At 47.6% G+C, this 11809-nt stretch carries 14 protein-coding genes; 2 read left to right on the top strand and 12 right to left on the bottom strand.

Going from position 1 to position 11809, the window contains the following annotated elements; genetic code table 11:
- Positions 1 to 276: 276 nt before the first annotated feature.
- A complete protein-coding gene (locus ACR8BL_RS18345) occupies positions 277 to 942 on the top strand; it encodes a hypothetical protein (protein ID WP_434748940.1) in 666 nt (221 codons plus the stop codon).
- Between the two features lie 108 nt (positions 943 to 1050).
- Here ACR8BL_RS18345 and lspA read toward each other — a convergent pair whose 3' ends face one another.
- On the bottom strand, positions 1051 to 1533 hold the full coding sequence (lspA, locus tag ACR8BL_RS18340) for a signal peptidase II (RefSeq protein WP_434748939.1): 483 nt from the start codon (positions 1531 to 1533) through the stop codon (positions 1051 to 1053).
- Between the two features lie 259 nt (positions 1534 to 1792).
- Here lspA and ACR8BL_RS18335 point away from each other — a divergent pair, with 259 nt between their 5' ends.
- Positions 1793 to 2128, top strand: a complete 336-nt coding sequence (locus ACR8BL_RS18335; protein ID WP_434748938.1) for a heme-degrading domain-containing protein — start codon at positions 1793 to 1795, stop codon at positions 2126 to 2128.
- Positions 2129 to 2251: 123 nt separating this feature from the next.
- Here ACR8BL_RS18335 and ACR8BL_RS18330 read toward each other — a convergent pair whose 3' ends face one another.
- The 11 genes from ACR8BL_RS18330 to ACR8BL_RS18280 all read right to left on the bottom strand — a co-directional run bounded on the left by ACR8BL_RS18330 (position 2252) and on the right by ACR8BL_RS18280 (position 11789).
- Positions 2252 to 3229, bottom strand: coding sequence for a permease prefix domain 1-containing protein (locus tag ACR8BL_RS18330; protein WP_434748937.1), 978 nt, complete (start codon positions 3227 to 3229; stop codon positions 2252 to 2254).
- Between the two features lie 6 nt (positions 3230 to 3235).
- Positions 3236 to 3562 (bottom strand): PadR family transcriptional regulator, encoded by a 327-nt coding sequence (locus ACR8BL_RS18325; RefSeq protein WP_434748936.1) that lies wholly within the window; start codon positions 3560 to 3562, stop codon positions 3236 to 3238.
- 245 nt (positions 3563 to 3807) lie between these two features.
- Positions 3808 to 4755, bottom strand: a complete 948-nt coding sequence (locus ACR8BL_RS18320) for a nucleoside hydrolase (RefSeq protein WP_434748935.1) — start codon at positions 4753 to 4755, stop codon at positions 3808 to 3810.
- Positions 4756 to 4872: 117 nt separating this feature from the next.
- Positions 4873 to 5277: a DUF350 domain-containing protein gene (locus ACR8BL_RS18315; protein ID WP_434748934.1), complete on the bottom strand. Its 405-nt coding sequence runs from the start codon at positions 5275 to 5277 to the stop codon at positions 4873 to 4875.
- On the bottom strand, positions 5265 to 6689 hold the full coding sequence (locus ACR8BL_RS18310) for a glutathionylspermidine synthase family protein (protein WP_434748933.1): 1425 nt from the start codon (positions 6687 to 6689) through the stop codon (positions 5265 to 5267). Before ACR8BL_RS18310 ends, ACR8BL_RS18315 begins: the two co-directional genes overlap by 13 nt.
- Before the next feature lie 54 nt (positions 6690 to 6743).
- Positions 6744 to 7199, bottom strand: a complete 456-nt coding sequence (locus ACR8BL_RS18305; protein WP_434748932.1) for a hypothetical protein — start codon at positions 7197 to 7199, stop codon at positions 6744 to 6746.
- On the bottom strand, positions 7199 to 7663 hold the full coding sequence (locus tag ACR8BL_RS18300; protein WP_434748931.1) for a hypothetical protein: 465 nt from the start codon (positions 7661 to 7663) through the stop codon (positions 7199 to 7201). The genes ACR8BL_RS18305 and ACR8BL_RS18300 overlap by 1 nt, the downstream gene beginning before the upstream one ends.
- Before the next feature lie 773 nt (positions 7664 to 8436).
- Positions 8437 to 10554 carry a ribosomal protection-like ABC-F family protein gene (abc-f, locus tag ACR8BL_RS18295; protein ID WP_434748930.1) on the bottom strand — a complete coding sequence of 706 codons (2118 nt, stop codon included), beginning with the start codon at positions 10552 to 10554 and terminating at the stop codon, positions 8437 to 8439.
- A gap of 98 nt (positions 10555 to 10652) precedes the next feature.
- Entirely contained in the window at positions 10653 to 10814 is a 162-nt protein-coding gene (locus ACR8BL_RS18290; RefSeq protein WP_186809699.1) for a hypothetical protein, read from the bottom strand.
- Between the two features lie 220 nt (positions 10815 to 11034).
- The gene (locus ACR8BL_RS18285; RefSeq protein ID WP_434748929.1) at positions 11035 to 11505 is read right to left on the bottom strand and encodes a hypothetical protein; all 471 of its coding nucleotides are present in this window, start codon (positions 11503 to 11505) and stop codon (positions 11035 to 11037) included.
- Positions 11502 to 11789: a hypothetical protein gene (locus ACR8BL_RS18280; RefSeq protein ID WP_434748928.1), complete on the bottom strand. Its 288-nt coding sequence runs from the start codon at positions 11787 to 11789 to the stop codon at positions 11502 to 11504. Before ACR8BL_RS18280 ends, ACR8BL_RS18285 begins: the two co-directional genes overlap by 4 nt.
- Positions 11790 to 11809: the final 20 nt, after the last annotated feature.

The following is an 11809-nucleotide window of genomic DNA, read 5'->3' as shown; positions in this document are numbered from 1 at the left end:
TGCTTTGAGGGATCTCCCCATTTTCAATAACAGACTCACTCGAAGCGCTACTAACTCCACTAAAGGATACGACTAGTGCAATAATTAGAGACAGCAAGGTTACATTCTTTAATACCGCCTTAATTTTACAATACCTCCCATTTAAGATTATTTAAGTTATCAATATATTTCAGGATACATATATTGTCAAGGAGTTGAATAAAATGGATATTACAATTAAGATAGAGTGTATACACAGTTGTACATCGAAATTTGTTCTAAGGAGATCCTTAACTTATGAAAAAAATGAGCCAAAAAAATTGGATTATCATTTTAACACTTGCTCTTGTAGCCTCTCTAATTGCAAATGTTGTTGGTTATAATTCGAATAACGGAAAACTAAAAGATTATTTAAATCAACAATACAGTCAGGTGCTGTCAGATTACGAACGTAACATTCTTTCCACTTCGGATTCAATCTTGTTAACTTTGCAGAGCGCTATGGATCAAAAGAAGATTAGTAAAGAAGAATTACTATTCTTATGCAATAGCTATGAACAGTTAAAACAAAATCAGATTCAATATGCAAACTATGTACTGGTCTATAACTCTCCTGACGGGAAAAAGGCTTTTTCTTTGGATAAGAATGAACCTATTACTCTTAATTATCTTCCCGGTTTTATCTACTTTAATTCAAGTAAAGCTATGTTTGAAAAACTTCTTTTGCAAAGCGAATCCGCTTCTGACTTAGTTGTAACTACTAGCTTAGATAAGAGCTTAAGACTTGCAAATGAAATCGTCCAAATAAACACAGCCATTTATAAAAAATATATCAATGAAAATTTCACTCAATTGTCAAACGAGGAGACAATCATGACCCGGCTATACTTACAAAAGGATCTGACCACCTCGTCTGCAAAACTAGCTGAGCTTGATGCAGAACTATCCGATTTAAATAACTAAATTTCTTCTTGAAAAGTCACAATAACAAAGAGCCGAAGCAGGATTAACCTCTGCTTCGGCTCTTTTGCCACCATACATTAGACCAATCATTGGTTATATCCATCAACGTTACCCTTTCGGTAACGCATTACGTAGACGCTTCTCCCGATACCGCTGGTATGCACGAATCAGCATGCCGATGATGATCATCACCACACCAATGTTAATCGCCACATCCGCCAGGTTTAATATGCCCCGTCCCGATGGAAACACCAGAAAATCCGTCACACGAGCATAAACAAAGCGATCTATGGCGTTGCCGAGCGCACCGCCGACCATGAATCCTGCCCCGGCCTGCATCCAGAATCCCCGTATCTCACCTTTATGCCGATAATAGAGCATACCTGCGATAAACAGCACGGCAATGACCCCGAATAAACGTGCATTACCTTGAAACATGCTTCCGGCCATACCGCTATTTTCATAGTGCTGCAGCTGCATTCCTGAATCGCCGAGCCGCATCACTTCCCCAACCTCCATATACATCCGAACCGCAATTTTGGTACCCTGATCCACAAGCGTAACCAGCACCGCGATAAAATAAAACAGCATCGTTTTCCCCCTGCCTGCCTGAGCCGCTCTTTATTTTCACAATTGTAGAAAAATCATTATAACGTTCCCCTTTACTTTACCACAGCGGTTATAACGTCACCAAATGATCCGGTCTTGACCCTCTTCTAACAACCGATAAAGTGTGTAATTCGGTTCGGGCAGGTAGAACAGGAACTGGTATGGGATACGTTCAACTCCGAAACAGCGCTACAACTCGGCCTGCACCTGATTCAGGAAAGCGAAGCATCGTTCACAAGCCGTGACTATCGATATTACATTAAAGGGTCATCGTCTCTTTTTGCATGCGATGGAAGGCACTCCCCCCGATAATGAAAATTGGATTCGGCGCAAAAACAACGTGGTCAACGACTTCGGCTCCAGCTCCTGGCATACAGCCTTACGGTTACGGAGCGAAAACAAAACATTAGCGCAAGATTACCAACTGCCCGATGCCGACTATGTACTGGCTGGCGGAGCATTCCCGCTGATCCTAAAAGAGGAAGGACAAGTGGGGACAATCACGATATCAGGTCTGCCTGATGAGGAAGATCATGATCTTGTTACTACGGGCATTCGCTCGTTTTTAGAGGGATAACACATACTTCATACTTACAACTGCGTTTCCTGGACGTTTTACGCATAAAACCCGCCTTATCGTATTTCACAAGGCGGGTCAGCATGCTTTAACCATTGTCCGATACGTCGTGTATTACAAGGATCAGGATGGCTTTTTATTTTTCATAATGTGATACACGTTGCTAAAACTGCCAGAGAGAATGCCAACGATCGGGAAAATCGCCCAGTTAATATCCCAGCGCTGGTAGACGAAACCCGTAAAGAGGAAGAACGCTGTCGCGAGCGGCCAAACCACAGCCTCGACGGCTCGTACTGCTCGTGCCTCTTCTCTCTTGGCTGCATTCAGGTGCCGATCCTCCAGCAACGTCGTATAGGAACCCTGAATATTACCGTAATAGACAAACAGAAACACACCAATCCCCGCCGTCGCCAAAAGAGCCGACACCCCGTAAGCTGCATAGGTATCATTCACATAGGTCCCCGCAAAGATGAAAACAGGAGACAGAATGCACAGACACACGCCCGTAATGAGTGCCACACGATATGTAAGTGCAAAGCTTGCCTTACTACGCTGAATAGTCATCATCAGGGAACGAGGGAGCTGGAACCCTTTCTCCATATACTCAAACCGCCCCAGCTTCATACCACTGTAGATGAACATGCCCACAGCAACAGCCGCCAGGACAAACATACCACTCATGCCAAGTACAGAACCAATACCAACCGCACCTTGATCTGATGATGTACCCATGCTTTCGAACAACGTATCCATTAATATGAGAAAAGCTATTCCCGCTGAGGACAGCCACACGCCAAGCCCCGTCCAGAAACCTGCACTTCGCTTAGCCGCGAGATAGGCCTGAACCTCTTCTTCGGTCAGCACGGGATATGTTACCTCGCCATCCTCAGGCTGAATACCCAGCTCCGCCATCAGTTCCTCGATGTTGCCAAACTCGGAGATCACAATACCAACCGCCTCATTCTCCGATCTGCCCTCCTGTTTTAACTCCAGATACTTATCCTCCATACCCGAAAGAAGCTCCTGTTTCATACGCTCCACCTCAGGACTTCTTGGCAATCCCGCAAACATATTGTCCAGATACACCATTATTGTCTCCATATCCGATCACAGCTCCCTGATAAACAGATTAACGACCTCTTGCGTAACCTTCCATTCCTCACATTTTTCCCTGTAAAAGTCCAGGCCAGCTGGCGTGATCCGGTAATACGTGCGGCGTTTTCCCAGACTTTCATCCTGATAAAAAGATTCGATATAACCGTTCTTCTCCAAGCGGGTGAAGGCTGAATAGAGTGTAGTCTCCTTCATGACATACTTTTCATCAGTTAGCTGCCGGATGTTCTTGGAGATCTCGTAACCGTACGATTCTCCTTCAAGCAACATATAGAGGATTAGCGTATCATTATAACCGCGTATTACATCACTGCTGATCACAAAAGGTGTTCCTCCTCATTACTTCATCTGTCGTAGTAGTTTGAGTATAACACAGTTACTACGACAGATGAAGTAGTTTAGTTGAAAATAGGCAAAATAAAAATCCGCACCTGGTTAGAGGTACGGATTTGAAATAATATATCCTTTTCATCTGACAACAATGTCTAAAATCATCCATCATTTGCTCCATAGATTTACCGAGTGCTCCCTTGCTTTTCGGTTTAAACTACGGTGATGCACCCTAATTACTTAATCGCTGACAGCACATCCAGCAGCATGGACTTGAACTTCGGACGATCAATCGCTTCACAGACCCGTACATTTGGCGTTTTACCCAAACGTCCGTTGATATCTACCACACTGTATCCACGCGTAAGTTCTCCCGCCGCTTCCACATCGACGTAATAATGCCCAGACTTCGTCATGAGCGACTCATCTGCCGCTACCGCCATTAACAGCGTATCGGGGTGTGTTGTTCCGTTCAGTTTATGTACCGACTTGTTGAATTGCATGACCACCTTGTTGATCCCCGTGAAGAAATCAGCACCCGATGTCCCCAAAGCTGCAATCTCGGCATGATCGTCATCATCCATAACAGAATATTGAGTACACATCTCCCAGCCAACCATCGTAATCGGGATGCCTGCATGCAGTACAATTTTGGCTGCCTCCGGGTCTACGTAGAAGTTATACTCTGCCGCCGGTGTAATATTGCCCAGGGCATTGTTCGCTCCACCCATGATGTACAAGTGAGCAATTTCAGGGATAATCGTTGGATCTTTCTGAATAGCCATCGCAATGTTCGTTAGCGGCGCAATCGCCAGCAGTTCGAGCTCCCCCGGGTGTGCGTGCACCTTCTCAATAATAAAATCAACTGCGTGGCCGCTCTCCGGACGCTGATCCGCCTTGGGGAAATGCGCGCCGCCCATGCCGTCATCGCCGTGCACGTCTTCCACCGTACGATGCTGGGCCTGACCATAGGCCATAAGAGGACGCTCGCAGCCTTTGTATACCGGAACCTTGCCGCCGTGTCCGGCAACCTGTACGGTGTACAGTGCATTTTCAACCTCTTGGTCAAACTGCACGTTGCCACCGGTAATCGTAATGCCTTCCACCTGAAAATGATGTAGTGCCGTCAGGATCGCAATCGTATCGTCTCCTGCTGTATCCGTATCAATGATGACTCTTCTCATGCTACCGCGCTCCTTCTTCTGTATAAGTATAATAATCGTTCTATATCCGCCAAACGACCCTCGTATATCACCATGTTCATTCAACGGACATATCTATGCGAAACGTCAGGGTTTATTTTACATCAAAAACGTACCAATGACGATGGAAACGCCGATAATTACGGAACGTAACAACTGTGCTACCGCCATATTGCCCCGCGCAATCTCGTCACATACCCTCATTTTCGGGATCAGGAAATCAAATATAATATAGACGAGGCACAGAATAAGGATACCCAGCACCGACCATAGCAACATATCTACCCATACATGCGTTGAGAAGGATACCATACCTACAATAATACACAGTCCCAGCAGCTTGCTACCCATGTACATACCTGCGGCTTCATTTCCTTTTGCAATCTCTTCACTATCGTTATACCGAGTCAATTTGCTGAACGCAAAATACCCCACAATTAATACCACTAAAAGAATGCCGATCCCCACCGCAACATTCACGAGGTTCAATCCTAGCTTTTCCATTCCTTCTCCTCCTCCTCATCAATCATCTTGTTGCGTACTGCAGCGGCGCAATAATACGCCATATCTCCAGTCACTTTCTCCCCGACCCTGGGCAACATCCCGGCAAAACGTCCGCCAATCACAAATACACCCGTCAGCAAATAACCACGGTATTCTCCATCCTCTGTCTGAATCACAGCCTGCTCCATCGGCACGAGTTGCTGATATACCTTGGGCTGATTTTCATAATAGGCGGCGACCTCTTCGTCTTCCTTATCTTCATCTTCTTTGTTCAGGAGTATAGATTCGTCTGCTGTATTTGTATTTTTATCCGTACCTGTATCCCTATTCGTATCCACGACTTCCATCGAATCTTGAACTGCTTTATGATCCAGCAAAAGTGTTCCACGACCCTCGCGACCCCAATAGCTCTTGGCTACGTAAGGCACATCGCTCTGCTCAAACGGCTCCGCGGTGAAGTAGGTTGGCAGCAAATACTGTGAAATCACCTGCATCTCCGCCTTGTCAAAAAGCGTAAATCCGCAGTACTCCGGCGTTTGCTCATTCCGCTCGTACAGCGACCAGATGGCGGCCATAAAACCTTTGCTCTGCATCAGCACATGCTGGACAGGATTCATCAGGCCAAGTTGCCCTTCTCGCACCAGCTCAATCAGAGCAGCACCAATGTCCACATCGGTTGTTTCGTCTCGATCCCCGATCAGGTATTCCAGCGGATACAAGCGATACAACAGTCGAATCTCACGTCCCTGATGATACAGTGCCTCTCCCGGCACAATCTCCAGCTCTTCCAGCGGAGCATATAACACCTCATATCCGGCTTCACGGCAGCGTTCCATCAGATAGGTGGTGTTGGTTCGATCCTCCACATGATCGCCGTAAGAGGTGAATGTGACCGGCCCCTCCAGCCCTTGCTCGGCATAACAGGTTAACCATGATCGGAAACACTCTCGAATATGTTCATCCATATGTGCGGAGGGTGCAGTCCATGCCTGGTCAGCTGTCTGGCCGATCAGAATACGTTCGAGTGTCGCCGATTCAGGTATACCTGTTGGCGTATCGGTGTTATTTTCAATACATTTCAGACCAGCTTCGCCAATAATCCAGTCCTGACGAGTGATTCCACCTGTAACAGCTTCCATGCGTGCTGTGGGGATTAACCCCGGATGGATGCCAAGAGGATGCTCCAGAAATGAGTCCGGCATATATCGCTGGATGAAACGCATCACTTTGCTGTAAATCGCGTCTACCGCCTCTGCCGCGGCACGTAGCTCCCCCAGCTCTTTTGGCGTATAGATCGTCAATGCAGGCACACAATACTGTTTGCCGTACATGCGATGATATGGGATCTGCTCCCCAGCTTCACCCGAGAAAATCTCCTCGTGACTGAATGGCATCGAGTACACTTCCCTCATCCTGCCAGCCTCCCCCAGATGATACGATGAATATTCGCTTTATTCATGATGCAATCAACCTCCGGAACTTCGGAAAAAGCTGCCGAAGCCGCTCGATTTCGATTTGGATGAGCTTTTATAAGAGCTACTGCTGTCTTTGCTACCCCGATAAGATGAGCCGCTGTATCCGCCATAATAGTAGTGACCACTGCTGGAATCGTACTCACATCCATTATCATATTCGGGGTCACATTCGTCATCGCTACTGCCACATCCCGCAAGCACCGCAGGCACAGCCAGCATTAGCGAAAATGCAACCAGTTTGGCTTTGGAGCCCGGTTTTGGTTCTGGCTTGGGGTATGATTTAAAGCCCATTTCAGAGTCTAATCTGGATGATGATTTTGATTCTAATGTATTGCCAGATGCCACTGCAGTCTCAGAACTAGACTGTAATGTGAATGCAGTTTCATCACTGCTGATGTTTCTGGACACCTTCTCTGATAAGGGCTTTTGTACCTCTTCTTCCTTCATTACAGATCCACCTCTTTCATGAAAAACAGTACTTTCTTCCGATCCGCATCCAGCACGGAATACAGAAACTCGTACGTCTTGCCTTCGCGTACCATGTAGTGATCCAGCAGCTGCTCGGCCAGCTCCATCGTGTAGCCAGAGGATTCCGCAAGCTCCAGCTCATCAAAAGAACGTCCATTCCACAGCATGTATTCCGGGCTGTACATGGAAGACATTTTACACATTGCCAGCGCCGCATCCGCAATAGCAGCACCATGCCCTTCCGGCATCTGCTGGTCATACGCAGCCACGTAGATGGCATGTTCGCGCCGATCCTGACACTCATTGGACAGATGGGCCCATAATTTGTTTTTCATCAGGGTAGCATCCACCAGCTTGCGCATAAACAGTTCATCCCGCGTCACTGAAGCCTGCTCAAGCATACCCGTCTCTGCCTGTTTATCCTCTGACCAACTGCGATACATCAATGAATAATAGATGGTGATTCCCTCCCTATCTGCAAGCTCTTAGATGAGCCGATTCAATATACACAAACGTATTAAACGCATGAGAAGGAAAAAAGTTACACTATTCGCCGAGACATGTAAAAAGAAACATGGGAAATTTATGCTGCGCCTTTTAAATAAACTCCAGCCCGCCCACCAGACCTACGTGTCTGCCTGCCAATTTCATCTCCTGCTCAAGCGCTAATGATCACCACAGAGCTTATTTGGCAAAAAAACAGGCTGCCCGAATTCTAACGATCAGGAGAAACGTTATTTCGGAGAAAAGCCAGTGAAATCGGCTAAAATCTCTACATTTCACGGAAATAACGTCGCTGGTGATCGTTAGAATTTTAAATCGCCAAATAACAGCCAAATAACCTCTCCTCAGATCGTTAGACTGGCCAGAGTCAGAGATGGACGCCACTCGGGTCAATTATAGTTACCCTTTCATGCATGAAAATCAACATCGATCATCTCAACAGGACTAACCCTTGAAACACTCCATCGCAACACCCTCCAGAAAAGTAATATCACACAAAAAGGACTGCCTCATGTCAGTCAATGCATATCCATGCTATCAACTGTGAGACAATCCTTTTACGTTCCCTTTTACATCCTTACGCTCTAGTCCATTTCCTACACTTCTAGTTAGTTACTTTCAACAATCAGTCCTGTATTTACACTCACTCAGTGAGGTTTGGCTGTGTTTTGTTAACGGCTTGTGGCACGCTTTTGCTGTTCGTACTCTACTATCACATCTCAGCCCATTGAGCCAACAGTTCATCGTATGCCCCGGATAACTGCTCACGCTCGTTCCAGATTTGTTCCAAAGCTATCGAATCATTGGCTAATGCTTCAAGCTGCTGATCAAGCTCCTGAATCTGTGTTTCCAAACGAGCCATCGCCTGCTCCAACTTTTCAACAGACCCGTGTTTCCCACTACTGTTATCGCTGCGGCTGCGGCTGTGGCTGCGATTGTGACTACTGCTGCGGTTAACATCTCCACTTCCTACACTCTTGTTCACCTGTCCGGCATCAAACTCAGTATGAACTTGCTCCTTCACAGTCTCTCGGCTTCCCCCCGGTTCACTGGCATATTCACTTGCTCTCGTCACCGTTGAATTCCCGCCGATCCCCGTACCTGTTCCTGTTCCTTCCGTTCTTCTCCCCGTCTTCGATCCGTTTCCAGAACCACTTGCCCCAAGTGACCGTGATATTTCTTTCGTTATGCGAGTCTGCAGATCAAGCTTCTTCTCCCGATATGCTTCATAATCTCCACGGTACGTCGTCAGTTGTCCATCCTCCAGTTCCCAGACACGGGAAGCCAGACGGTTCACAAAGTATCGATCATGTGAGATGGCAAGCACGGTTCCTTCAAAATCAGCCAGAGAATCCTCCAGCGCCTCTCTTGATGCAATATCCAGATGATTCGTCGGCTCATCCAACAGAAGTACATTCGGTTTGCGCTGTACCAGCAACGCCAGCCTCAGACGAGTCCACTCTCCACCGGACAGCTGTCCTACCGAACGGAAAACATCTGCACCATAGAACAGATATCGCGCCAAAATGCCACGAGCTTCCCCTTCCTCCACGCCTGCTTCCTGACGGAAGTACTCCAGCACGTTCAGCTTGGGATTCACAGGTTCCTCCTGCTGAGCCAAGTATCCCACATCAACGCGTGCGCCCCATTGCAGCTTGCCTGCATCCGGCTGCTCTTCACCAAGCAGCAGCTTGAAGAGTGTTGTTTTACCAGAGCCATTGCGACCGATCAAGGCTGCCTTGTCCCCGTACTCCAGAAGAGCAGATATGCCACGTAAAATATCCCGGTCACCGTATCGTTTTTCCACGTCTTCCAGCACCGCTACACGTTTACCTGTCCGATCCGTCGGAAGCACATCAAAATCCGCCTGGCGACGCTCCAGCACAGGGCGCTTCACTTGCTCCATCCGCTCCAGCGCTTTGCGCATGGAGGCTGCACGCCGGAAAAACTTTTCGTTACCGCCGACACGGCCCCATTCTTCCAGCTGGCGTATCGTTTCCTTCATTTTTTTCATAACCTTCTGCTGCTCTTTGAACTCTTCAAACTGCTTCAGCAGCCGCTGTTCCTTCACCTTCATATATTCGGTATATCCGCCCGCAGCGATTTCGGCCTCTCCGTCCTCCAGCTCCAACGTACGTGTTACAACCCGATCCAGGAAATAGCGGTCATGTGAGATCAGAATAACGGTACCGGAATATTCTCGCAAAAATCCTTCCAACCACTCCACCCGCTCCAGATCCAGATGGTTCGTTGGCTCATCCAGCAATAACAGATCAGGACTGACGATCAGCTGCGAAGCCAGCACCACACGTGTCTGCTCACCGCCAGAGAGCGATCCGAACCGCCAGCCGTAATGTGCCTTCGCAATATCCAGCCCGTCTGCGACTTGGTCAATCCGTGCATCCATCTCGTATCCACCTTCGCGTTCGAACCGCTCCTGCAGTGCTGCATACCGTTTCAACAGACGCTCGAGTTGCTCTGGATCTGCCGCACAGGAAGGATCGGACATCTGTTGCTCCAATTCGGTCATCTGGGTACGGCAGGCGATAAGTTCCCGAAAACCAAGGCCCAATACATCCAGCACCGTGTGGTCATCCATTCCTTCGGGTACTTGGGCGACATAACCGACTCGTGTATCTTTTTTCAGCATCAATTGGCCTTCATCCGGCTGGCTTAATCGGGCCATCAGACGCATCAAGGTGGTTTTGCCGCTTCCGTTGCGGCCGATCAGGGCCACCTTGTCGCCTTCCATAATTTCAAATGTAATGCCGTCCAGCACCAGATGTGCTCCGTGATATTGTTTCAGCTGTTGCGCGCTAATGATCATCATAATAAAGTTCCTCCTATGGTGTGGAAGAGCCCGACCGCAACACAAAAAGAGCCGCAGGAGGTTAGCTCCGCGGCCCTTCAGAATTCAAGCAAATATGCTTATCGTCCGAATGAGGTCAAGGCAGGCATCTTCTCGTACATGTTAACTTCCGTATATTCAAAATTGGACAGACTTCTCCCGTTGTTCGAAAAAGTGTGAACAATGCCAGCCATAGCAATCGGCAGCTGGCTAATACGGTTGTTAAGCATCTCGTGATTCACCTGTCTTCACCTCCCTTGTCATAAGTAATGTCAATATATCACAGACGGTTGCATCTCTGCAACCACCTCATGCAGCTAGCTCCCTGTCATGTGCCTGTGCCATTGTTATGTGGGTGCGCCCGCGGTTATCATACAGTCATCTCCATCAGCATTTTTCATCCCTGACTACTCGTGCTGATCTCCTAGCAATCTCCTACCGCTCTTATACCCAGAAGGCAAACTACCCTAGATAAGCCATCTGGATATCCAATAAAGTCTGCAAATTAATCTCAATGCGCAGTTCGTCATGCTCATTGATCGCAATTAATGTATTACCATTAACACTTAACGTTTTGATCGGGTTAGTATCCTCGAAAAAAATCCCCCACACCAAACGATCTTCGGCATCGGCACAAGCAATGAAGCCTTCATTCCCCATTTGCCCGTCCCCGCCAATGATTTTCCCGCCTTGATAATCCACACTTGTCCATGCATCCACCATAGTCCAACAATCATCGTTATATTTCACAACACTATCCATCGTTGTATCACACACCGGAGAACAATACATGGTACGCTCATTATTGTTAGGATCGACATATGTTCGGATATCCAAAATGATGACCTTGCCATCTGCAAAAACGATGCAATTCATACCGGGCAACTCACGCTGTTCAGCAGACCAATGTTCCATAATTAAGCTGTTCATCATATATTCCTTCCTCGACGCCGAAGCACCAGAGCTGTAATGGCGACTGTGATCAGCGTTAGCAATCCTGATGTACCTAGTGCCGCACCAAGCAGCGCATACCCGAGACCACTCCATCCGCCAATATCGATACTAATCATGATCACAACTGCCCCGCCAAGTAACGTCAGACACGGCAAAATGGACTGAATCCACGTCATCCGGTGCCCTTGCACTCGATACACAATCCATTCGATCAGCAGCTGCACCACCCACATGCCAAGTGTCCACAGGATGAGTACTTCCATAATGTCCTCCTTCTTACAAC

Origin of the sequence: Paenibacillus amylolyticus (assembly GCF_051136285.1) — a bacterium.
Lineage (GTDB): Bacteria > Bacillota > Bacilli > Paenibacillales > Paenibacillaceae > Paenibacillus > Paenibacillus amylolyticus_F.
This window is presented reverse-complemented; position numbering and strand designations above follow the sequence as displayed.